We start from the raw sequence: 23,397 nt of genomic DNA on the forward strand, positions 1-23,397 counted from the left end.
AGCACGGATTATGACGATCCGTCCCCGGTAGACGCCCCGCGCGAGGGTATCGATCGCACCGATCCCTCGCTCTCGGACAACTATCTGCCGTCGGCCACCGGTGGTATGCATCATTCGGTGTTTCCCCCCATCGACGACTACGCCTTCCTGTCCGACTGCGAGACCAACTGCCTCATCGCCCGCAATGGCTCGGTGGAGTGGATGTGCGTGCCGCGGCCGGACTCCCCCAGCATCTTCGGGGCCATGCTCGACCGCAGCGCCGGGCACTTCCGCCTCGGCCCCTACGGCCGCAATGTGCCCGCCGCCCGCCGGTACCTGCCGGGCGGGCTGATCGTGGAGACCACCTGGCAGACCGAGACCGGCTGGCTCATCGTGCGCGACGCGCTGGTGCTGGGCCCGTGGCACAACAATCGCGCCCGCAGCCGCACCCACAAGCGCACCCCCATGGACTGGGATGCCGAGCACATGCTGCTGCGCACGGTGAAGTGCGTGAACGGCGTGGTCGAGCTGGAGATGAGCTGCGAACCCGCCTTCGACTACCACCGCGGACCGGCCAATTGGCACTACAGCGGTGACGTCTACGAACGGGCCAGCGCCACCTGCGATATCGAGGGCTGCCCCACGCTGACCCTCACCACCGACCTGCGGCTCGGGCTGGAGGGCCGGGAGGCGCGGGCCCGCACTCGCATGAAGGAGGGCGATCAGGTCTTCGTGGCGCTGTCCTGGTCGGATCTGCCGCCGCCGCGCACCTTCGCCGAAGCGGCCGACAAGATGTGGCAGACCACCGAATACTGGCGGCAGTGGATCACCCAGGGCCGCTTCCCGGATCATCCGTGGCGGGGGTTCCTGCAACGCAGCGCACTGACCCTGAAGGGTCTGACCTACGCGCCGACGGGCGCACTGCTGGCCGCCGCGACCACCTCGCTGCCGGAAACCCCGGGCGGGGAACGCAATTGGGACTACCGCTACACCTGGGTGCGCGACTCCACCTTCGCGCTGTGGGGCCTCTACACGCTCGGACTGGATCGCGAGGCCGACGACTTCTTCGCCTTCCTGCACGACGTGGCCACCGACGGTGACGGGAAAGCCGTTCCACTGCAGGTGCTCTACGGTATCGGCGGGGAACGTGAGATCACCGAATCCGAGCTGCCGCATCTGTCCGGCTACGACGGCGCGCGGCCGGTGCGCATCGGCAACGGGGCCTACAACCAGGACCAGCACGATATCTGGGGCACCATCCTGGATTCGGTGTACCTGCACGTGAAATCGCGGCAGCAGGTGCCGGAAACCCTGTGGCCCATGCTGGAACGGCAGGTGCAGGCGGCGATCGAGAATTGGCGCAAGCCCGATCGCGGCATCTGGGAGGTGCGCGGCGAGCCGCAACACTTCACCTCCTCCAAGGTCATGTGCTGGGTGGCATTGGACCGCGGCGCGAAACTCGCTGAGCTGCACGGGGAATTCGACTACGCCAAGAAGTGGCACGACATCGCCGACGAGATCCGCGCCGACATCCTCGACAATGGCGTCAACGCCGCGGGCGTGTTCACCCAGAGCTACGGCAGCGACACCCTGGACGCGTCACTGCTGCTGGTGGTGCTGACCCGCTTCCTGCCGCCCACCGACCACCGGGTGCGGGCCACCGTGCTGGCCATCGCCGACGACCTCACCGAGAACGGCCTGGTGCTGCGCTACCGCACGGACACCACCGACGACGGACTCTCCGGCGAGGAGGGGTCGTTCACCATCTGCTCGTTCTGGCTGGTGTCGGCGCTGGTGGAAATCGGTGAGGTGCAACGCGCCCGGCAGCTGTGCGAGCGGCTGCTCGGCTACGCCAGCCCGCTCAAGCTGTACGCGGAGGAGATCGATTCGCGCACCGGGCGGCACCTGGGCAACTTCCCCCAGGCGTTCACCCACCTGGCGTTGATCAATGCCGTCATGCACGTCATCCGGGCCGAGGACTCCCGCACCGCGAGCACCTTCAACCCGGCCCACCCGGGACGCTGAAAAGAGGACGGAGAAAAGGAAATCGGCCGCCGAGGCGGCCGATTTCCTTCAGTACGAGGGGCTTTCGCCGATGGCGTCGGCGCTCTCCCGGATCTCGCGCAGCCGCACCAGCGACCGCTCGATCTCGGTGAGCCGGGCCTCGCGACCCGCACCCGAGTGCACGGTCGCCGCCTCCTCGGCGGCCCGCAGCGAGGCGTCCACCGAACGCAGTGTGGCCGTGGCGATCTCGGTGAAGTGATCGCGCAGGCTGCGCTGCACCGCGCGCAGGCGGTAGCGGGATTCCTTGCTCACCTGGAAGATCACATCGTCCATGAGCCGCGCCACGGCGACCTTGGCCTCGGTCTGGCGGCGCTGACGGCGGGCCTTGCGGTCGTCCCACAGCGCGTTCACGCCCAACAGCACGGCCGCACCGCCGGAGTACCAGTTCACCAGCGACATGTGCAGCAGGCTGGTGATCAGGCCGACCATGAGCAGGCCGCCGTAGGAGCCGCGCAGCGCGGTCAGCACCTGTTGGGTGATACCGAGTTTGGCGCTGTCGAGCTTGTCCAGCGCCGCCACCGGTTCCAGCACCGCGCCCACGTCACCGGGATTGTCCAGCTTGAGGTCCGGGGTGGGAATGCCGCTCTCGGGGAACTTGGCCGCCACCTGCTCGGCCAGCTCCACCGAGCGGTAGTGGGCGATGACGAAGTTCTCCTCCACCGCCTCGCAGATCTTGGCGTCCAGGTCCGCGCCGAAATCCGCCCAGCCCTTGGACGGATCGCCCTTCATGATGTCGGCCTCGGCGTCGCGAATGAGGCTGCGCAGCCGATGCCGCAGATCGTGTTCGGTATCGGCCATCAGCTCGCCCGCGCCGTCGGCCAGGGTCACCTGCCAGTTGGCGGTGCGCTGGCGCAGCTGCTCGGCCTCCTCGCGGGTGCGACGCAGCTGTTCGGTGATGACGGTGAGCCGCTGCGGATCCCGCAGCGTCTCGGCCTCGCTGCGCAACGCCAGCGCTAGATGGTCGGTGATGAGCGCGATATCGCGCACCGCGGCCTGGATGGCCACCGTGTCGGCACGGCCCAGCACGTACGAGCGCAGATGCTCGAGCAGTTGCGGCACACCGGATTCCAGATCCAGCTGGTCATCGCCCTGCGCGGCGGCGTGCTCGTGCAGGCGCGCCGAGGCCGGGGCGACGGCGAAGGCCAGTCCGGCGTCGTCGAGCAGCTGGCGGTCGTGCTGCTGCACCTGCGGCCACTGCGGGTACTGATCGATCTTGTTGAGCACGCAGACGACCGTCGGGCACACCTGCCGAATGCGTTGCAGCTGTTCGATTTGCGCGGGTGTGAACGGGGCGCGCGCGTCGGTGACGTACAGCACCGCGTCCGCGGCGGCGATGAGCGACCAGGTGGCCGGGGTGTCACCGGGCGAACCCGGCGCGTCCAACACCACGAAGCCCTCCGCCAAGAGCGGGCTGGGCTGGGTGAATTCGGCGCGGATCACCTCACCGGAGGCCAGTTCGACCAACGCCTGCTGCGGATCGACCGCCGTGCGCTCGGCGGTGCCGCCCGGGCCCGCCTTCACCAGGGTCGCCCCGGCCTTCGGGCCGTACTCCGCGATCACGGGCACGCTGGGCCGACCCTCGGTGGCACTCACCGCGACCCCGACCAGGCTGTTGACCAGCGTGCTCATTCCGCTCTGGGACTCGCCGACCACGACCAGCCGCACCCGCGGATCGGTCAGGCGGGCGCGGGCGATGCCCAGGCGCCCGGACAGATCGAGACGGCCGGAGGCGTGGGTCAGTTCGAGCAGCCGGTCGACCAGCTCGACCAGCGGACCCAGCGCATCGGGATTCTTCACCAGTACCTGACGTTCGGCAGCGCTCACAGCAGCAGCGTGTGATCGCCCGGACCGAACACCGGGGAGTGGGTATCGACGACCGCCGCATCGGGCGCGACGGCGGAGAACAGACCCGCATCGTGCATCAGCAGACCGCCATCGTGCAGGCCGAGGGCATGTGTGCTCGCATCGTCCGCGATCGGCAGCGCGTGATGGCTCGAATCGAACTGGTCCGCTATGGGTTTGGCCGGTACCGGGTCGACGTGCGGCACGGTGGTCAGGGGTACCTGCGTCGGGACCGGCGCGATCGTGGTCGGCACGGGCGCGACCGAAACACTCGGCTGCCCACCGTGACCCGAGGAATCCGGCACGGTCGGCGCGACCGTCGGGACCGAGACCTCCGGCTGGGTCGGGTGCGCCGGGTTGGTGACGGTCGGCTGATGGGTCGGCACGCCGTCATCGGTCGGCACGGTGACGGTCGGTGTGCCGCCGCGGGTTCCGGCGTCGTCGGTCGGGTTGTGCGGCTTGGTGGTGATGTCGTCCTTGCCGCCGGTGTTGGTCGGCGGGGTGACGGGCGTGGTCACCGGGGTGCCGCCGGGCTTGGTGATGTCGGTGTCCAGGCCCGGGATCTTGGTCGGGACCGGCACGGTGGTGAGCACCGGCACGGGATCGACCTTTTCCGGGGTGCTCGCGTGCGGCGCGGGCGTCGGCGCGGCCGTCAGCGGGACGGACTTGTCCACCGGCGTCGTCGGATGACCGGGCGCGTTCGGCTCGCTGCTGGCCAGCACCGGCTGACGGCCGTGATCGAAGAGGGCGGGCGCGACGGCGGCGGGCGCGGTCAGCGGCGACGGACCACCGTGCGTCGACAGCAGATTCGCGATCGGCTGGTTGGCGGCGTCGGGCTGAATGGTGGTCTGCAGCGGGGTCACGGTGACCGGCTGGGCCACGGCGACGGGGGCCACCGCGACCGGGGCGACCGGTGCGGGCACCACGGGCGCGGCGACCGGAGCCGGTGTGGGAGCGAGGGTTACGGGCGCGGCGGGAGTCGCGGGCGCGGGTGTGCCGAGGCTCAGCGGGCTCGACGGCGCGGCGGCCGGACTCGACGCACCGAGCGCTCCCACGGGGGAGGTCGACGAGCTCAGCGGCGCGGCCGTCGAGGTCACCGGCGCGGCCGTCGAGGTCACCGGCGCGACCGGCGAATTCGCGCCCGGCACAGCCGAAGTCGGCGAGGTCGCGGTCGACGACTCGGGGCTACCGGAACCCGGGATGGCGGAGGTGCCGTGTCCCGGAATGGCATTCGCGGGCGCGCTTGTGCCCTGCGAATTGAACGGCGTCCCCATGTCTTTGGGCGTGGTGGCGCCCGGCAGGCTGGGCGCGCCGCCATTGTTGGGCAGCGTCGTGTTCGCGGGGATGTGCGAAATCCCCTGTCCCAGTTGCTGACCGAAGGCATCGAGCTGATGTCCGACGGCGCCGACGCCCACATTCACCGACAGATTGGAGTGCACCCACGCGCCGTCCAGACCGACGTGCGCGTCGAAAGACCAATCGGTGCCGACGAATACACCGGTCCCCTGGCCCGGCGTCCCGCCGATGCCGTCGAAGGCGTGGCCGGTGTCGATGCCGGGGGCGAAGGACGTGCCGGGCGTGAAGGGCGCGCCCGGCAGACCGGGCAGGTGCACACCGTCGGTGCCGGGTAGGTGAAAGCCGCCGGTCGTGGTGCCGGGCAACTGGAACGCCGGTTGCTGCGGATCCAGGCTCGGCAGGTGCGGCTGGGCCGTCGCGGTGTCCGACTGCTCGTTGCCCGTGGTGGGCAGAGTGAAGTTCGGGTGCGTGCCGTAGGTGGGCAGACCCATGGCCGGAGCATCGTTGTCGGGCAGGCCGAGTCCGTGGAAGCCGTTGACCGGGGCCTCGGGCTGCGGGATCGCGTCGAACGAGGTCGGGAACATGCCCGCGTCGGTGCCGTGCTGGGCACCGTCCAGGTGCGCGAAGGGGGTGTTGACCGACTGGACCGGGGTCGGCGCGTGATGCGGGGGGATCGAGTCCGGCGTCAGGTCCGGGAAGGTGATGGTCGGGCTGGGCGTCTGCGGCTGCGGATCATTGACCAGTCCCGTGTTCTGGGAGTCGTGGGTGATGGCCGGGGTGCCGCCGCGGCTGCCGCCCGCCGCGATGAGAGCGCCACCGGTGACATACGCGCCCGCCCTGGCCACGCGCGCGACACCGTTGGCAATGCGATAGGCGGCATCTCCGCCGTTGTCCTCGGTATCGGCGGCGTCGTCGAAGGGCAGATCACGTGTCATACAGGGCTCCGCTCTCAGGGCTCCGGCGATCCGACACGCGGTTCACCGAACCAAACTCGTTTCACACCCTATTTCCGGATAACCGGTCTGTCACATCCACCAGGTCCGGGGCGGTGTGCACAGCGGTGCGTCACATAGCTTGTCACCCGGCATATCAGTACGGAAGCCCCATTTTCCGCCTGCATACCGAACCTGGAGCCTGACCGGCCGAAGATCAAGTTCCCGAACCCTACAAGCACCGTGCCCCGCTGCCAACCCCACCGGCTCGCACCCGCGGCCCACACCAAACCTCCCCAGCCAGCACCGTGCCCCACCGCCGACCCCACCAGCGGCCCACACCAACTCACCCCAGCTAGCACCGTGCCCCACCGCCGACCCCATCGGCGGGCCCACACCAACTCACCCCAGCTAGCACCGTGCCCCGCTGCCGACAGGCAGCGGGGCACGAGAGTCCCGAGAGTTCGGTTTTACTTCTTCGACTTGTCGGACGCCGAGTCCGTGCTCAGCGCCGCCACGAAGGCTTCCTGCGGCACGTCGACGCGACCGATCGTCTTCATGCGCTTCTTGCCTTCCTTCTGCTTCTCGAGCAGCTTGCGCTTACGGCTGATGTCACCGCCGTAGCACTTGGCGAGCACGTCCTTGCGGATCGCCCGAATGTTCTCGCGCGCAATGACCTTCGAGCCGATGGCCGCCTGAATCGGCACCTCGAACTGCTGGCGTGGGATGAGTTCGCGCAGCTTGGTGGTCATCTTGTGGCCGTAGGCCTGCGCGGCATCCTTGTGCACGATGGCCGAGAAGGCGTCGACCGCCTCGCCCTGCAGCAGGATGTCCACCTTCACCAGTTCGGCCTGCTGCTCGCCCGCCTCCTCGTAGTCGAGTGAGGCGTATCCGCGGGTGCGCGACTTCAGCGAGTCGAAGAAGTCGAAGATGATCTCCGCCATGGGCAGCGTGTACCGCATCTCCACGCGGGTCTCGGACAGATAGTCCATGCCGAGCAGCTCGCCGCGGCGGGACTGGCACAGTTCCATGATGGTGCCGACGAATTCGCTCGGCGCGATCACCGTGCACTTGGTGATCGGCTCGAAGATCTGGCGCACCTTGCCTTCCGGCCAGAACGACGGGTTGGTGACCACGTGTTCGGTGCCGTCCTCCATGACCACGCGGTAGATCACGTTGGGCGCGGTGGAGATCAGGTCGAGGCCGAATTCGCGCTGCAGGCGCTCGCGGGTGATCTCCATGTGCAGCAGTCCGAGGAAGCCGCAGCGGAAGCCGAAGCCCAGGGCCACCGAGGTTTCCGGCACATAGGTCAGCGCGGCGTCGTTGAGCTGCAGCTTGTCCAGGGCGTCACGCAGATCCGGGTAGTCGGAGCCGTCGAGCGGGTAGAGGCCGGAGTAGACCATGGGCCGGGGGTCCTGGTATCCGGCCAGCGCCTCGGTCGCGCCGTCGCGCGCGGTGGTGACGGTGTCACCGACCTTGGACTGGCGCACGTCTTTCACGCCGGTGATGAGGTATCCCACCTCGCCGACTCCGAGGCCCGTGGTGGGCTTGGGTTCGGGCGAGACGATGCCGATCTCGAGCAGTTCGTGCTGCGCGCCGGTCGACATCATCTTGATCTTCGAGCGCGGGGTGAGCTTGCCGTCCACCACACGCACGTAGGTGACCACGCCGCGGTAGGTGTCGTAGACCGAGTCGAAGATGAGCGCGCGGGCGGGCGCGTCGGCATCGCCGACCGGCGAGGGGATCTCGGCGATCACCTTGTTCAGCAGTTCCGGCACACCGACGCCGGTCTTGCCGGAGACCCGCAGCACGTCCTCGGGCTCGCAGCCCACGATGTGCGCGATCTCGGCGGCGTAGCGGTCGGGATCGGCGGCCGGGAGGTCGATCTTGTTGAGCACCGGGATGATCGTGAGATCGCGCTCCATGGCCAGGTACAGGTTCGCCAGCGTCTGCGCCTCGATGCCCTGCGCCGCGTCGACCAGCAGGATCGCGCCCTCACACGCCTCGAGCGCGCGCGACACCTCGTAGGTGAAGTCGACGTGGCCGGGGGTGTCGATCAGGTGCAGGACGTAGTCCTCCCCGTCGACCTGCCACGGCAGCCGCACGTTCTGCGCCTTGATGGTGATGCCGCGTTCCCGCTCGATATCCATGCGGTCCAGGTACTGGGCGCGCATGGCACGCTCCTCGACCACTCCGGTGAGTTGCAGCATGCGATCGGCCAGGGTCGATTTCCCGTGGTCGATGTGCGCGATGATGCAGAAGTTCCTGATCCGGCTGGGATCGGTGAACGTCTTGTCGGCGAAGCTGCTAATCGGAGTCACTCCTCGGCATGGCGAAACAGCGGCATGTCAACGTGCCAGTCTACGGTGCTGGACCGGATGTCCTCGCCCGGGCGTTCCCCGGACGCGAACGGCCAATCGCCGCAGGCGAATCCGATACCCGGCCGCAGGCGATCCGGTGCGGATGAGAAACCCGGGGCGCGCCGTTAGGCTGCCGGGCATGGCTGGCAGGTGGAACGCTCTGGGGAAGCAGTTGGGGATCGTGGCCAAGGAACAGGGGACCCAGCTCGTCACGCAGCAGGCACCGAAGTTGATCGGACGGGTGCGGCAGTCGAGCATGTGGGATCGCGCGCTGCGCGCCATGGGGACGCCGCGCCAGGGTCCGGGTGTCTCGGTGCGCCCGACCTCCTCGGCGGGTGTGCCTTCACACGAGCGCGCGCGGCAGATCGTCTACAGCCCGCAATTGGACGGGCGGGCCGATCCGGGTGAGATCGTCTGGACCTGGGTGCCCTACGAGGAGGACCCGAGCAACGGCAAGGACCGCCCCGTCCTGGTGGTCGGCCGCGAGGGCAAAACCCTGCTCGGACTGATGCTGTCCTCCAATGCCGAACACGCCCACCACCACAACTGGGTCGGCATCGGCGCGGGCGCGTGGGACAGCGCGGGCCGCGACAGCTGGGTGCGGCTGGATCGCGTCCTCGACGTCCCCGAAATGGGCATCCGCCGCGAGGGCGCGATCCTGCCCCGCAAGACCTTCGACAAGGTGGCTCACCGGCTCTGCGCCGAATACCACTGGCACTAGCCCTCTTCCAATACACAGCCGACCCCCGCTCCGGAACGGAGCGGGGGTCGGGATCGAGAGCTATCAGGAAATCATGTTGCGGGAGCGGCCGTAGATCATCCCGTACACGAGGGAACCCAGGACGCCGCCGATCAGCGGGAAGACGATGAAGATCCACAGCTGCGCGGGCGCGCCGTCCTGATAGAACGCGACGCCGAGGCTGCGCGCCGGGTTCACCGAGCCATTGTCGACGGGGATCGCGATCAGGTAGACCACGGCCAGCGCGGCACCGGTCGACAGGCCCGCCAGCGGAATATCCGAGAGCTGGTCGGTGGAGGCGAGCACCACGAAAACCAGCAGCGCGGTGAGGATGACCTCGACGGTAACGGCGGCCGCCAAGCCGTAGCCATTGGTGGTGACCTCGCCCAGCACCACCTTGGACGGGCTGTGCGCGCCCCAACCATTCGCTCCCAGACCGTTTTTGGCGCGGTCGTAGGAGGGCAGGTTCTTGGCGACGGCGTAGATGACCGTGCCCGCGGCGAGTCCGCCGAGGAACTGGGCGACCCAGTAGGCGGCGGCGACCACGATGCTCACCCGGCCCAGCAGCAGCTGTCCGACGGTGACGGCGGGGTTCACGTGACAGCCGGAGATCGGACCGATGGAGTAGATCAGGAACAGCAGGGTCAGACCGAAGGCCAGCGCGACGCCGAGCGAGCCGACCTTGTCGCCCGCCAGCACCATGGTGCCCACGCCGCCCAGGACCAGCACGAAGGTGCCCAGAAACTCGGCGAACACCTTGCGGATCAGGCTGGGCGGTTGCAGGTCGGTCAGATCCTCGGCGACTTCCTGAGCTGTGGGTGACATCGGCTGCCTTCCGCTCGCAGGGGAGCTCGTGTTGTCCGACGGAACATGTCAGGCCAGGCGGGTTATCTCCACCACGACCTCGAGATCGGTCGAGCCGCTCCCGCTGAAGATACCTTTCAACGGCGGCACATCCGCGTAATCACGTCCGACACCGACGGATACGTGTTGCTCGGTGACCGGAATGTTGTTGGTCGGGTCGTAGCCCCACCACTGCCCGGTCCAGGCCTCCACCCAGGCGTGCATCTGGCCCGCCACGGTGTCGCCCACCTCGGCGGCCGGATCGGGGTGCAGGTAGCCGGAGACGTAGCGGCTGGGAATCCCCATGGTGCGCAACAGCAGCAGGGTCAGGTGCGCGAAATCCTGGCACACGCCCTGCCGTTCGGCGAAGGCCTGCACGGCGGAGGTGTGCACCGAGGTGGTTCCGGCCAGGTAGTTCATCTCCCGATGCACCCATTCGGCGGCCCGGACAACCGCTTTCGCGGGTGGCACGCCGCGTGCGAGTTGCCGGGCGATCGGGGCGAGCCGCCGTTCGCGGGGCACGTAGTCGGTGGGGTTCAGCAGTTCGTCGAAGCGGTCGGCGATCGCGTCGTCGCGCAGTTCCTCCCAGGACAGCTCCTCGGCGGGTCCGGCGAAGGGCTCGGTCTCCACGACCGAGGCGCTGGTGACCTCCAATTCGGTATGGGGAGCGTGCAGATCGAATGCGGTGACCGCCGTCCCCCAGTAGTCGGTATATCGATACGACCGTGTGGACGGCACCGTGTCCACCCGGCTCAGAATCACGTTCTGCCGACTGTCGGCGCGCGGCGTCAGCCGAGCCTCGTTGAACGACCGGGTGACCGGCGCGTCGTAGACATATCCCGTGGTGTGCACCACCCGCATGCGCCAGCTCACGCCAACTCCTCCACCCGCTCGGCGCCCCGGCCGTGCAATCCGGTCCACGCCACCCAGGATTCGGCGTGGAAATACTGGAGCGCCACGGCCTCCCCGACCTCGCGGCACGTCTGTTGCAGCCACAGCAGACGGCTGGGCAGATCCTCGAGCAGTCCCGCGGGCGGAATGAATTCCAGCTCGCTGCGCGCCCGGCCGAGTAGACGATGGGCCTCGTAGCGGGCCGCGAATCGGGAGTTGGGCCGCTGATCCAATTCCTGGAGGCAGGCCTCGGCGACGCGCAGGGAATGGAACACCGAACGCGGGAAAAGCCGGTCCAGCAGAATGAATTCGGCGATTTGGTTGGCGTCGAGCACGCCGCGATGGGTGCGCAGATACGGGTCGTGCGCACCGGCCGACCGCAATACCGTCACCCACGCGGGCGAGGACGTGCGATCACCGGCCCGTGAATGCAAGAGCCGCACGGTCATATCCACGCGTTCGATGGATCTGCCCAACAGTAGGAAGCGATAGCCGTCGTCGCGGCTCAGGGTGGAATCGGAAAGTCCGGCAAACATGGCGGCCCGGTCGGTGATGTAGTGGCAGAACTCGTGCGGCCCCAGCGCCCGCGCCGCGCGTTCGGCCGCCGCCAATCCGTTGTAGGTGGCATTGAGGCACTCCCACATTTCGGTGGAGGTGACTTCCCTTGCGCCCCGGGCATTCTCGCGGGCCCGGCTGATGGAATCGACAATCGAACCGCCGTCGCGGCCGAAGGCCACCAGCTCGGTCACCGACCAGACGTCCAATTCCTCTTCGGGCGATTCGATGCCGAGTACCCGCAGCAGCACCCGGGAGGTGCGATCCGGATCGACGGTGGCGTCCTCGAGTAACTGATGGACCGCGACATCCAGAATGCGTGCCGTATATTCGGCTCGCTCGATGTACCGCCCGATCCAAAACAAGGATTCGGCATTGCGCGCCAACATGATCCGACCACCTAACGCTTCAACCACCTGCCGAGCACCATTGCCGCCGATGTTTCTGGAATTACTGCCGCTGTCCGATTACTACTGTTGCTGTTGATTGGTTCGCGCGGAAGAGGCTTCCCGCGACTGATCGCGTTCGGGGGCGATCTGCAGTTCGCTGACCAACTGCGAACCCGCCAATTCCCGTTCCGCCACAGAGGTTCTGGGTGCCAGCACCCAGGTGTCCTTGCTGCCGCCGCCCTGACTGGAATTCACCACCAGGGAATCCTTGGGCAGCGCGACCCGGGTCAAACCGCCGGGCAGCACCCAGATGTCGTCGCCGTCATTGACCGCGAAGGGCCGCAGATCCACGTGCCGGGGCGCGAGCGTGCCGTCGATCTTGCTGGGCACCGTGGACAATTGGACGACCGGTTGCGCGATCCAGCCGCGCGGATTGGCGCGCACCTTGCGCCGCGTGGCCTCCAGCTCGCGCGCGCTCGCTGCCGGGCCGATCACGATGCCGTACCCGCCCGAGCCCTCCACCGGTTTGATCACCAGCTCCGCGATCCGGTCGAGCACCTCGTCGCGCTCGGCGGGCTCCCAGCAGCGGTAGGAGTCCACATTCGGCAGGATCGGCTTCTCGCCCAGGTAGTACTCGATGAAGGCGGGCACATAGGTGTAGATGAGCTTGTCGTCGCCGACACCGTTGCCGACCGCATTGGCCAGCACCACCGAGCCCGCGCGGGCCGCGTTCAGGATCCCGGCCACGCCCAGCATGGAGTCCGGGCGGAACTGCATGGGATCGAGGAAGGTGTCGTCGATGCGCCGGTAGATGACGTCCACCTGCCGCTCGCCCGCGGTGGTGCGCATGTAGACGACATTGTCGCGGCAGAACAGGTCCCGGCCCTCGACCAGTTCCACGCCCATCTGCCGGGCCAGCAGCGAATGCTCGAAATAGGCGGAGTTGTAGACGCCGGGGGTGAGCACGACCACGGTCGGGTCGGCCTCGTTCGGCGCGGCGGCGGCGCGCAGGGCCCGCAGCAGATGGGTCGGATAGTCGCCGACGGCCCGCACCCGGTGGGAGGCGAACAGGTCCGGGAAGACCCGCGCCATGGTGCGCCGATTTTCCATGACGTAGGACACACCCGAGGGCGAGCGCAAATTGTCTTCCAGCACACGGAAATCCCCGTGCTCGTCGCGCACCAGGTCGATACCGGCGACGTGAATGCGGACGCCATTGGGCGGCACCAGGCCCGCGGCCTCGCGGTGGAAGTGGTCGCAGGAGGTGACGAGCCGCTTGGGAATCACGCGGTCGCGCAGGATGGTCTGTTCGCCGTAGACATCGGCCAGGAACGCCTCGAGCGCGCGCACGCGCTGCTTGATACCGCGTTCGAGTTTGGTCCATTCGGTGGCGGCGATCACCCGCGGCACCAGGTCGAGCGGAAAGGGGCGCTCCTGCCCGGACAGGGAGAAGGTGATGCCCTGATCGGCGAAGGCGCGGTCCAGCGCCTCGGCGCGGGCGGCCAGATCTTGGGCGTCAATGGTGGCCAGGGCGTTGAATATCCCCCGGTAGGGCGCACGCGCGCGGCCCGCGGGATCGAACATCTCGTCGTAGGCCCGGTCGTAGCGCCCGGGCCGATACCCGGCGAAGACACCCGTTTTATCCGGTTTCGGGCGCGCGATTCCGGCAGGGTCGGGGGCGAGAGGGGCTGGGGCGGAGGATCTGTCTGTCTTCGAAAGACCCGTGGCGGGCGCGGCGGGGGTCATGGGAAAATGGTCCATCACGCAGGGGCAACACGCAGTTGGACGGCGATAAATTTCTGGTTTCAGCCATGTAGCGGACAGGCCCGATTTCATACCTGCGCGCGTTGCCTGGTAACCTCGACGGTCGGCGCGGCACTTCCCCTCTCGTAGTGCGCGCACGAAGACTTTGCATCCTGCATACCCACCAAACGAAGGAACACGAGGAAACCGGCGTGGCCAACATCAAGTCCCAGATGAAGCGGATCCGCACCAACGAGCTTGCGCGTCAGCGTAACCAGTCGGTGAAGTCCGCGCTGCGCACCTCGATCCGCAAGTTCCGCGAGGCCGCCGCGGCGGGCGAGAAGGACAAGGCGCTCGAGCTCATGCAGTCCGCCAGCAAGAGCCTGGACAAGGCCGCCTCGAAGGGCGTCATCCACGCCAACCAGGCCGCCAACAAGAAGTCGGCCCTCTCGCTGGCTTTCAACAAGCTCGGCTGATCTACCCCGGTAACTACCGGAACATGCTTCATACAGCCGCCGTGGCCACGACGACCACGGCGGCTTTTGTCGTGCCCGCAAAACTGCTGACTTGCCGTGACGAGCGGTTGGCTGCAGGATGGCTGGCGAACGTCGGGGGCAATCGGAATCTGTATCGGGAGAACTCTCTTGGCATCGCTGCGTCGTGACAACCGTTCCTGGACTCGGGGCACGCTGGCCATCAGCGTCGCCGCGGTCGCGTTGACCGCCGGTATGGGCGTGGCGAGCGCGCGTCCCATTGGGCCGTTCGAGGTGGGTGGGGCCATCGAGGTCGAGTACGACGCCGCGGGCGGGCCGGACTTCTTCGGTGATCCGACCACTCCCGAGACCGATGCGGCGGGCGGCGGCAAGAAGCAGGACTTCGCCAACAATGTCTCGATCTACTGGACCCCGGCCACCGACGCGCACGCCATCGGCGGCTCGATTCGCGACAAGTGGCGCGGCACCGGGTCCGAGTCGGGCTCGCTGAAGTACCCGGTCACCGATGAGGGGCAGACCTCGAAACCCGGCCGCTTCCAGCACTTCCAGGGTGGGTCGATCTACTGGTCGGTGGGCGCGGGCACGCATGTGATCAGCGGCGTCGTCCGCGACAAGTACTCCTCGGTCGGCTGGGAGTCGAGCCCGCTGGGCTTCCCCATCGCCGATGAGAACAAGACCAACAGCACCACCACCCACGAGCAGCTGTTCGAGGGCGGGGCCATCTACTCCACGCAGAAGACCGGCACCCACATCGTGTGGGGCGCCATCCGCGACGAGTGGGTGCGCAATGGCGCGGAGAACGGCCGCTACGGCTACCCGACCGGCGACGAGTACGACTACCAGGGCGGCAAGGCCCAGGACTTCCAGGGCGGCAAGATCGTCTGGAAGCCTTCGGAGTAGTCCCGGACCGCGCGCTGCAAGTTCGGCGCGCGCCGCCTACGAGGCGCTCTCGCGCAGGTCCAGAATGCGCGAGAGCGCGTGCTCCAGAGCGTAATTCGTATCCGCGGCCTGGCCCTTGACGTCGGCATTGAGCGACGCCACCACCCGCATGGCCTGGCCGATCGAGGCACCGGTCCAGCCGCGCGCCTGACCCTGGGCCTTCTTCACCTTCCACGGCGGCATGCCCAGATCGCCCGCCATCTTGAACGGGTCCCCACGCCCGGCCGAGCCGACGCGGGCAATGGTGTGGACCGAATCCGCCAACGCGTCGGCGAGCAGGACGGCCGGAACGCCACGGTCGATGGCCCAGCGCAGCGCCTCCATGGCCGCGGGCCGATCCCCCGAGACGGCCAGATCCGCCACATCGAAGCCCGTCACCTCGGCCTTGCCCGAGTAGTACCGATGCACGGCCGCGACATCCACCTTGCCGCCGGTATCGGCCGCCAACTGTGAACTGGCGGCGGCCAATTCCCGCAGGTCCGACCCGACCGCCTCGATAATGGCCTGCACCACGTCGGCCGACACCTTCACATTGGCGGCCCGAAACTCATTGCGCACGAACTCGACCCGCTCCCCCGGCTTGGTCAGCTTCGCGCAGTTGTGCACCACCGCACCCAGCTTCTGCAGGGCCGGGGCAAGCGCCTTGGCCCGCCCACCCCCGGTGTGCAGCACGACCAGCACGACACCCTCGGGCGGTGCGGCGGCCGCGTCCTGAATGACCGCGACCGCGTCCTTCCCCGCCTCGGCCGCCGACTCCAGCACGATCACCCGATCCTCCGCGAACAGCGAAGGACTCAGCAACTCCGCCAATTCCGCGGTGCTCGCATCCCCCGCCCGCAGCCGATCCACCGGCAACGCATCCGGATCCGGAGTCCCCGCCCGAGCCTGCGCGGTAATCCCCGACACCGCCCGCTCGATCAGCAGTTCCTCTTCACCGAGCACCAGATGCAGGGGCGCAAGTCGCTGATTCACGCCCCGATCCTACGAGTCCACCCCGACACCCCCACCACCCCGCACCCGATCGACTATGCGTCGGCGTCGGGGGACGGGAGCGGTGGTAGTGCTCGGGGGCGCAGGGCGATGATCACCAGGCCGCACACGATGGCCGCCAGCAGGCCCGAGCGGGTGCCGGTCGGGAGCGAGACCGAGGCGCCCAGGGCGGCTGCTCGGTCGGAGACGGTGAGTAGCCACCACAGCGGTGGGGCGGTGCAGTGCAGGACCAGGGTTGCCAGTGGGGACCAGAGGCAGGCGAGGAGGGCGCCGATTGCGCCGAGGATGGTGATGGGGGCGATTACCGGCTCGACGAGCATGTTCACCGCGATGGCGACCAGGCTCAGGTGGCCGGTCATGGCGATGACCAGGGGAGTGGTGACCACGAAGGCGGCGGCCGCGACGGCGAAGGCGTCCGCCGGGATGCGCCACCAGCCGTGGGCGCGAAGCCAATCCGCCCAGCCCGGGGCAATGACGATCAGGCCAGCCGTGGCGAGGACCGAGAGGGCGAAACCGGCGTCCACCGCGAGGTTCGGCGACCAGGCCAGCAGGCCGATGATCGCACCGCACAGGGCGGGTAGTGCCTGTTTGCGGCGACCGGTGCACAAGGCGAGCAGCGCAATGGCTCCCATGACGGCGGCGCGCAGCACGCTCGGTGAGGGGCGGGCCAGGATCACGAACATCACCAGTGCCACACCGGCCGCGATCGCGCCGATTCGTGGGTCGACGGTGAGCGCCCGCATCGAAACCAGCACCGCGCCAAGGAGGATCGTCACGTTCGCGCCGCTGACGGCGGTGAGGTGGGTGAGGTCGGTTTCGCGGAAGTTCTCCTGGACGTGCTCGGTCAGCGCCGAGGTGTCGCCGATGACCAAGCCCGGCAACAATCCTGCGGCGTCGTCGGAGAGCGCGCGGTGGGCGGATGCGCCGAAATCGCCTCGGACCCGGCCCGCTACCCGCTGCCACCAGGGTGGGTCGCCCACGGCGACGGGCGCGGCATCGGCGCGCAGGACGGCCACGGTGAGATCCGGCCGCCACGGGCGAGCCACGCGGGCACGGAATTCCACCCGCTGACCCGGCAGCAGGGACTTCCAGCCCCCGGCGGGCGCGAGCACCATGACCGTCCCTCCGGCCCGCACCACCTGCCCACCCAGCCGATACTCGACCAGCCCCGCCCGCACCATCACCTTCGGCCCACCGAACGGCCTGCCCGACACCCGTTTCGGGTCATCGTTCAACTCCACCACCGCGACCAGCCGCTGCCCCGCCCGCACCGCCCGCAAGGGATGCGTCTCCACCCGATACGCGTGCCACGCCCCCGCGAGCCCGAACCCGGCCCCGATGAGCAACGCGCCCAACAAGACCCAGGCCAGCATGGTGGGCCGCCCGGCCCGAACCCGACGGACCATCAGCGCCGCGACACCGAATCCGATCAAGAGACAGCCGACCGCAACGCCGAGCCCACCGCGCCAACCGGCGACCAATGCCACCGCCGTGGCGGCCCAGCAGCACACGGCCCCCGGCACCAACCGCGCATCCAACACCTCGGGCGTCTCGACGAGACCACGCCCATCCCCGTCCGCGGCCGTCACCCGATCCCCCTCGGCCCGAGTCATCATCGTCACCTCCCATCTCCTGGTCGCAGTCCAATCCGATACCGGTGCAGCACGATTCGAGACGGCCACTCATAACGTCACCCGGTCGCGGAGGCGGTTGAGGCGGGAGTGGCCGATGCCCGCGATTTCGGCGAGTTGATCGATGGAGGTGAAGCGGCCGTGGCGGGTGCGCCAGGTGAGGATCGCCTTGGCGGTGATCGGTCCGATGCCGGGAAGGGTGTCGAGGTCGGCTTCGGTGGCGGTATTGAGGTTCACCTTGGCGGGAGTTCCGGTGGGCCGCGGCGTTCCGGACGTCGGGGGCGAATTCGGCGATGGGTGGGCGGAATTCACGAGGGTGGTGCCGACCTGCCCGGTGGCGCTACGCGGTGGGGCCTTGCCGACAATGATCTGATCACCGTCGGTGAGGAGCTGGGCGAGGTTGAGGGTCGACAGGTCGGCCTCGGGCCGCGGGGCGGCCGCGCGCAGGGCGTCGGCCACGCGGGCCCCGACGAGCAGGCGGCGCAGACCGCCGTGTTCCACCAAGCCCACGACGCTCACGACCAACTCACCGGACGGGGCCGACGGGCCCGCTGACGCGGTCCCGGTGGGCACCACCGGGTTACGACCGGGCTGCGGCAAGGCGGTCCGAGCACCGGGCGGCGCGGGCGCGACCGAGGTCGCCACGGGCGACGCGGGTGGCACAACGGGTTCGTCGGAGGACGCGGCGGTCCCGTCGGCCGCCTGCGCGCCCGGCTCGGCGGCAACCGTGTCGCTGAGCGAGGCGATGGGTGGAACAGGCTGTGTCACAGGCTCTTCCCGCAGCGCGACATAGCCCGCGAGAAGGATCGCCAGCAGACCGATGGCGGCAATGACGAGAACCCCGCGCGGACCGGGATCCCAGCGGGTGCCGCGAAACCGTTCGGGCACAAGCCGTTCGTGCCACAGCGAGACGCTGCCGCACGGCTCGGAGAGCCAGGCGGGCGGGGTGGGTGCCGGCTCGGGATCGGCATCGGCCAGGTGATCGAGGGAAGGTTCGTCCCAGCGGCCCGGATGCGGGCGGCCGGGCGTGAACTCGGTGGCGGATTCGTGTGCTCCGGAGCGGGTTTCGGCGCCGGGGCGGCCGCTGAGGCGGTCCAGCGGGGTGCGTTCGTCGAGTCGTGGCATGGGATTCACGGTAGGAGCGAGGCCCGTCGGAGCCGCTCCACCGACCTGGGCTTTCGGCCAACCTGTGGATACCGATTTCGATTGTGAACAAACACGTTTCCGCTGGTTATCGCACGGAAAATCCGTGGGCGCGACACATGCCACCCGGTCTATAGTGCGAATCATGTCGCGGGTCGTCACCCTGGTAGCGCTGTGGGCGGTGCCACCGGCACTGATCGGCCTGTACTGGCTGTTCTGGGCATGGATCGCACCGGGTTTCGGCTACCAGAACGGCCTGCGGGCCTGGTATTTCAACGTCGTCCAGCACGGCAGCGGACCGTGGTGGCTGCTGGCCTACGTCTTCGCGATCACGGCACTGGCGGTGGCGGCCTGGAACGAACCCACCCACCGCGTCCGGTGGACGGCCGTCCCGCTGCTGTTGCTCATCGTGTCGATTGCCATGATCGCGCGATTCGCGATCGGCCTGGACAAGGATGTCGGCCGCTTCTACGCGGGCGCGACCACCCTGTATGTCCATGACCCGAGCCAGGTTCCGGCCTCCCTGCACCTGCTCACGGACGGCGGCGACAAGAACACCGACGGCTGTGCCATCAAGGGCCGCCACGACGTCCGCGGCTGCGTTCGGCAGGGCGATCTGCCCGCCGCCGGATGGGAACCGCGCGTCGGCTCCCTGGACGGCGCACGCATCGCCCTCACCCGCGCCACCGGGGCCCAGCAGGCGGTGAGCCTGCGCACCGAGACCATCACCTACCTGAATGGCAAGGGCGACGCCCCCGGCGCGTGGAGCGGCGTGCTGGACGGCAGCGGCATCAATGTGCCGCTGGGTGGGGTGGCCATGTGGTCGGGCCAGGGCAATGCCACCCAGTGCACGTTCACCGGCGACTACGGCATCGACCGCGCCTTCGGCGGCGCCCGGCGCAACAGCCTGAAGAACCTGCTGCGCGAACGCTTTCCGCTCATCGGCTACGACCCGAGCGATGTCTGGGGCTACTGCGACGGCAAGGAGCCGATCGTGGTCGTGCCGGTCACCATGCCCATGGCCTGGACGCACGGCACCGTCACCGCCCCGGCGGGCGTCATCACCGTGCGCGGCGACCACGGCCACGTCGAGCTCGACTACCTGACCGATGTGACGGCCGGGACCCTGCCCGGCCCGGTGTACCCGAAGTCGCTGACCGCCTACCAGCGCGAGCAGACCAAGTGGGTGGCGGGCCGGGAGAACATGAACCGCAACCACTTCGGCTTCGATCCGGCGACCTCGGAGGCGCAGACCGGCAATGTGTCGGAGTACCTGCTCCGCGACAAGACCACCGGCCGCCTGCAGTGGGTCACGCCGATGACGTTGCGCGGCAGCACTTCCGAGCTGTTCGTCGCCTACTCGGTGACCCCGGCCGACGAAGTGCACCGGGCCAACCTGAACCAGCAGTCGGTCTACGCCCTCGACGACACCGACCGCCGCCGCATCAATATCGACAATCTGGATGCCGACGCGCGCTCCTGGCTGGCCACCAATGCGGGCACGGTCATGTCCAATGGCGGCAAGCTGGTCGAATTCACCCCCGTCGACGGCGATGTGTGGCGCGGTTTCGTGGAATTCAACGGCCGGGTGGCCTACCGGCTCGATATCAGCGCCAGCCGCTCGGTCCCGACGCAGCTGGTGAAGCTGGAGGATACGGTCCCGGGCACCCAGCCGCAGGGTCCGGCCAATGCCGACTGCGGCAAGGACATCGCGAGCCTGACCCCGGCCCAATTGGCCCAGTGCGCCAAGGTTTTCGTGGATGAGCTGGCGAATCGGCAGGCCCAGCAGGGTCCCCACTAGGTACGCGGGGACCGTGCGCTACCCGCAGCCGCCCGGAACGACCAGTGCGCCAACGGCTCCCATGCCCAGGTGCACGCCCAGGGTGGGGCCGAATTCGGCGATGATGACCTCCCGGATGCCCGGGATCAGATCGCGGAGCTGACCGGCGATGGTGGTGGCCGCCTCCGCGGCGCCGAGGTGTTGGACGGCCACGGTCGCGCCGTCCTCACCGGCCGCGTCCACGGCCGCCGCAACCAGTTTGGTGAAGGCCTTGGAGCGGGTGCGGGCCTTCTCCCGCAGTTCCAGACGGCCGTCGACGATCTGCAGGATCGGCTTGGTGACCAGTTCGGAGCCGAAAAAGGCGGCGGCGCTGCTCAATCGGCCGCCGCGGCGCAGTTGCTCGGTGCGGTTGACGACGATGAAGGCGCGGCCGCGGCTGGCGGCGGCGACGGCCGAGTCGTAGACGACGTCGAGGGGCTCACCCGATTTGGCCCGGCGCGCGGCGGCCAGCACCGGCAGGCCGGTGCCCAGGCCCGCGCTGAGCGAGTCCACCAGGCGAATGCGGTCGGAGGCGTCCATATCGCGAACCGCCTGCCGACCGGCCTCCCAGGTGCCCGACAGCTGCCGCGAAATGTGCACGGCGACAACACCGTCGCCCTCGCTCAGCTCCAGGGCCTGCTCGTAGACGGCCCGCAGATCACCGGGCGAGGCGGCCGACGTGGTGACCTGCGAGGAGCCGTAGTCGATATCGCCGCACTCGTCGAGACCCTCGCGGATCTCGCGATCGTCGACCAGGACGTGCAGCGGGACGGTCAAAACCTGGAGATCGGCCGTGAGCTCGGCCGGGAGACTGGCCGACGAATCGGTCACCACCACCACGGTCATGCAGTGTGAACCTCGTCCGCCGCCGCCTCGGTCGATGCCGTCGCCTCGGTCAACACCTTCACCATGGCCCGCGCGACCGCACTGTGACCCTCCCAGCCCCAATGGATACCGTCGGGATTGGCGGGCCCGTTGAACACGTTGTCGCGCACGGCCTCCCCGAGATCCACCAGCGGCACGGACTTCTCCGCCGCCCACGCCGTCACGGCCTGGACCATGGGTTCCCGCCCGGAATGCACGCGCGCGTACGCATCGCACCGATGCACCGACGGCAGCACCGCCACGAACGGCAGCTCGGGCCGCAACTGCGCCAACGAGTTCCGCGACTGCTCCAGATAGTCCACGCTCACCGCGGGCGGCAGGGCCACCGGCCAGCCGAGCGGGGACAGCTTGGGCTGCAGCCAGGTGTAGGCCTCGCGCACCCGGCGGCGCACGGAAGCCGGTCGCACATAGCGGATCAGCTCGCGCAGCGCGGTCGGCAGCGGCGAGGGCAGCGAGTCCATGCCGCCGGTCGCAAAGACCACCGCGCCCGCCCGCGGCACCGCCGCCCAGATGCGCGGATCGCCGATCAGCGCCCAGTAGGCGTCGCGGCAGGTCCAGCCGATGCGCGCGATCAGCTCGACATCCCAGTCCAGTTCGGCCGCAACGAGATTCGGCCAAATGCGGGGATCGTCGGCGGGCAGCCCGCCCTTGGGTCCGAAGTAGGACAGCGAATCCGCGACCACCACCAGCACCCGGCGCTGCGGCGCGGCCGGTGCCGGTCGGTCGGTCGAATCCTCAGAGGACATCGGGGGCTACCTTCGCGAGCGCGTTCCATACGTCGAGCCGCCAGCCGGGCCGCTCGATGCTCGGACCGTGGCTGGTCAGCTGCACCCAACTGGTATTGGCCAGCCCGCCCAGGGCGGGCCAGTTCGCCTCGGGCAGCTCGAGCAGGGCCGCGGTCAGCGCCGCGATCAGCCCGCCGTGCGCGACCAGGATGATGGTACGGCCGGGCCAGTCCTCCCGCTCGGCGAGCAGTTCCTGCACCACCGGCAGCGCCCGCGCGCCGACCTGCAGTTTGGATTCGCCATTGGGCGGGGTGAATTTCGGGTCCAGCCGCCATGCCTTGCGCGCGCCCGGGAACTGCGCGTCGACCTCGCGGTGGTCCATGCCCTCCCAGTCACCGAGGTTGGTCTCCCGCAGGCGGGCATCGGTGACCACCGGCATGGCCGCGCATTCGGCGACGGCCAGGGCGGTGTCGTGGGCGCGCTTGAGATCGGAGGAGACGATGGCGATCAGGTCGCTGCACGCCATCTCCGGCGCGCAGTCCTTGGCCTGGCGTCGGCCGACATCACTGAGTTCGGTATCGATCTGGCCCTGCATGCGGTCGGTGGCATTCCATTCGGTCTGCCCGTGTCGCAGCAGAATCAACCGGCGGACACCGGCCATCTTGCTCACTCGTCGTCCCCGGCCTCTTCGTTCGCGGTCGCGTCGTTCTCGGTCCCCTCGGCGGCCCGGGCACGCGGATCCCCGAGGCCCTCGATCGGCACCTGCGGGCAGTCCTTCCACAGCCGCTCCAGGCCGTAGAAGTCACGCTCGTCCTCGTGCTGGACGTGCACCACGATCTCGACGTAGTCGAGCAGGGCCCAGCGGCCCTCGCGGGTGCCCTCGCGGCGCACCGGCTTGAAACCGGCCTCGCGCAGCTTGTCCTCGATATTGTCGACGATCGCGTTGACCTGGCGTTCGTTGGGCGCGGACGCGATCACGAAGCAGTCGGTGATGACCAGCTGCTCGGAGACATCGAGCACGATCACGTCGGCGGCCAGTTTCTCGTCGGCGGCCAGTGCGGCCACCGTCGCCATTTTGACCGCTTCTGCCGATGCTGCCACCCTGCTACCTCTTCCTGCGCACTCTCACAATGCACTG

The 23,397-nt window shown here is 68.8% G+C and carries 19 protein-coding genes; 5 read left to right on the plus strand and 14 right to left on the minus strand.

Translation table 11 applies throughout. The features are described 5' to 3' along the window. The first annotated feature begins 105 nt into the window (after positions 1–105). Positions 106–2,004 (plus strand): glycoside hydrolase family 15 protein, encoded by a 1,899-nt coding sequence (locus VMT40_RS11775; RefSeq protein ID WP_326358589.1) that lies wholly within the window; start codon positions 106–108, stop codon positions 2,002–2,004. 48 nt (positions 2,005–2,052) lie between these two features. On the opposite strand, the gene VMT40_RS11780 is transcribed toward VMT40_RS11775, so the two are convergent. The 3 genes from VMT40_RS11780 to lepA form a co-directional block, all read right to left on the minus strand. Next, the gene (locus tag VMT40_RS11780) at positions 2,053–3,867 is read right to left on the minus strand and encodes a hypothetical protein (protein WP_326358008.1); all 1,815 of its coding nucleotides are present in this window, start codon (positions 3,865–3,867) and stop codon (positions 2,053–2,055) included. Then, entirely contained in the window at positions 3,864–6,116 is a 2,253-nt protein-coding gene (locus VMT40_RS11785; RefSeq protein ID WP_326358009.1) for a hypothetical protein, read from the minus strand. Before VMT40_RS11785 ends, VMT40_RS11780 begins: the two co-directional genes overlap by 4 nt. A gap of 467 nt (positions 6,117–6,583) precedes the next feature. Next, entirely contained in the window at positions 6,584–8,434 is a 1,851-nt protein-coding gene (lepA, locus tag VMT40_RS11790) for a translation elongation factor 4 (RefSeq protein WP_326358010.1), read from the minus strand. A 178-nt stretch (positions 8,435–8,612) separates the two neighbouring features. On the opposite strand from lepA, the gene VMT40_RS11795 reads away from it, so the two are divergent. Then, positions 8,613–9,194, plus strand: coding sequence for a type II toxin-antitoxin system PemK/MazF family toxin (locus tag VMT40_RS11795; RefSeq protein WP_326358011.1), 582 nt, complete (start codon positions 8,613–8,615; stop codon positions 9,192–9,194). Between the two features lie 63 nt (positions 9,195–9,257). Here the strand turns inward: VMT40_RS11795 and VMT40_RS11800 are convergent, their stop codons facing one another. The 4 genes from VMT40_RS11800 to VMT40_RS11815 all read right to left on the minus strand — a co-directional run bounded on the left by VMT40_RS11800 (position 9,258) and on the right by VMT40_RS11815 (position 13,636). Beyond that, a complete protein-coding gene (locus VMT40_RS11800) occupies positions 9,258–10,037 on the minus strand; it encodes an aquaporin (RefSeq protein ID WP_326358012.1) in 780 nt (259 codons plus the stop codon). 48 nt (positions 10,038–10,085) lie between these two features. Further along, positions 10,086–10,916: a transglutaminase family protein gene (locus VMT40_RS11805; protein ID WP_326358591.1), complete on the minus strand. Its 831-nt coding sequence runs from the start codon at positions 10,914–10,916 to the stop codon at positions 10,086–10,088. 8 nt (positions 10,917–10,924) lie between these two features. Beyond that, positions 10,925–11,890, minus strand: a complete 966-nt coding sequence (locus tag VMT40_RS11810) for an alpha-E domain-containing protein (protein WP_326358013.1) — start codon at positions 11,888–11,890, stop codon at positions 10,925–10,927. An 81-nt stretch (positions 11,891–11,971) separates the two neighbouring features. Further along, complete coding sequence (locus VMT40_RS11815; RefSeq protein WP_442789952.1) at positions 11,972–13,636, minus strand: circularly permuted type 2 ATP-grasp protein; 1,665 nt, start codon at positions 13,634–13,636, stop codon at positions 11,972–11,974. Positions 13,637–13,845: 209 nt separating this feature from the next. On the opposite strand from VMT40_RS11815, the gene rpsT reads away from it, so the two are divergent. Beyond that, complete coding sequence (rpsT, locus tag VMT40_RS11820; RefSeq protein WP_033086444.1) at positions 13,846–14,109, plus strand: 30S ribosomal protein S20; 264 nt, start codon at positions 13,846–13,848, stop codon at positions 14,107–14,109. A gap of 168 nt (positions 14,110–14,277) precedes the next feature. After that, on the plus strand, positions 14,278–15,027 hold the full coding sequence (locus VMT40_RS11825; RefSeq protein WP_326358014.1) for an LGFP repeat-containing protein: 750 nt from the start codon (positions 14,278–14,280) through the stop codon (positions 15,025–15,027). 36 nt (positions 15,028–15,063) lie between these two features. Here VMT40_RS11825 and holA read toward each other — a convergent pair whose 3' ends face one another. From holA to VMT40_RS11840, 3 genes are all read right to left on the minus strand, one after another. Further along, the gene (gene holA / locus VMT40_RS11830; RefSeq protein WP_326358015.1) at positions 15,064–16,038 is read right to left on the minus strand and encodes a DNA polymerase III subunit delta; all 975 of its coding nucleotides are present in this window, start codon (positions 16,036–16,038) and stop codon (positions 15,064–15,066) included. Between the two features lie 53 nt (positions 16,039–16,091). Further along, positions 16,092–17,672, minus strand: coding sequence for a ComEC/Rec2 family competence protein (locus tag VMT40_RS11835; protein ID WP_326358594.1), 1,581 nt, complete (start codon positions 17,670–17,672; stop codon positions 16,092–16,094). A 66-nt stretch (positions 17,673–17,738) separates the two neighbouring features. Continuing rightward, positions 17,739–18,812, minus strand: a complete 1,074-nt coding sequence (locus tag VMT40_RS11840) for a helix-hairpin-helix domain-containing protein (protein WP_326358016.1) — start codon at positions 18,810–18,812, stop codon at positions 17,739–17,741. Positions 18,813–18,975: 163 nt separating this feature from the next. Between VMT40_RS11840 and VMT40_RS11845 the strand changes: the two genes are divergently transcribed. Further along, positions 18,976–20,631: a hypothetical protein gene (locus VMT40_RS11845; RefSeq protein WP_326358017.1), complete on the plus strand. Its 1,656-nt coding sequence runs from the start codon at positions 18,976–18,978 to the stop codon at positions 20,629–20,631. Between the two features lie 18 nt (positions 20,632–20,649). Here VMT40_RS11845 and VMT40_RS11850 read toward each other — a convergent pair whose 3' ends face one another. The 4 genes from VMT40_RS11850 to rsfS are packed head-to-tail and all read right to left on the minus strand — an operon-like array spanning position 20,650 to position 23,360. Next, positions 20,650–21,495: a DegV family protein gene (locus VMT40_RS11850; RefSeq protein ID WP_326358018.1), complete on the minus strand. Its 846-nt coding sequence runs from the start codon at positions 21,493–21,495 to the stop codon at positions 20,650–20,652. Continuing rightward, complete coding sequence (octT, locus tag VMT40_RS11855) at positions 21,492–22,280, minus strand: diglucosylglycerate octanoyltransferase (RefSeq protein WP_326358019.1); 789 nt, start codon at positions 22,278–22,280, stop codon at positions 21,492–21,494. Before octT ends, VMT40_RS11850 begins: the two co-directional genes overlap by 4 nt. Next, positions 22,270–22,920, minus strand: a complete 651-nt coding sequence (locus VMT40_RS11860; protein WP_326358595.1) for a histidine phosphatase family protein — start codon at positions 22,918–22,920, stop codon at positions 22,270–22,272. The genes octT and VMT40_RS11860 overlap by 11 nt, the downstream gene beginning before the upstream one ends. Positions 22,921–22,925: 5 nt before the next feature. Further along, a complete protein-coding gene (rsfS, locus tag VMT40_RS11865) occupies positions 22,926–23,360 on the minus strand; it encodes a ribosome silencing factor (protein WP_326358020.1) in 435 nt (144 codons plus the stop codon). Positions 23,361–23,397: the final 37 nt, after the last annotated feature.

The sequence above is a fragment of the Nocardia sp. CDC160 genome, from assembly GCF_035818795.1.
In the GTDB taxonomy this organism is placed as follows: Bacteria; Actinomycetota; Actinomycetes; order Mycobacteriales; family Mycobacteriaceae; genus Nocardia.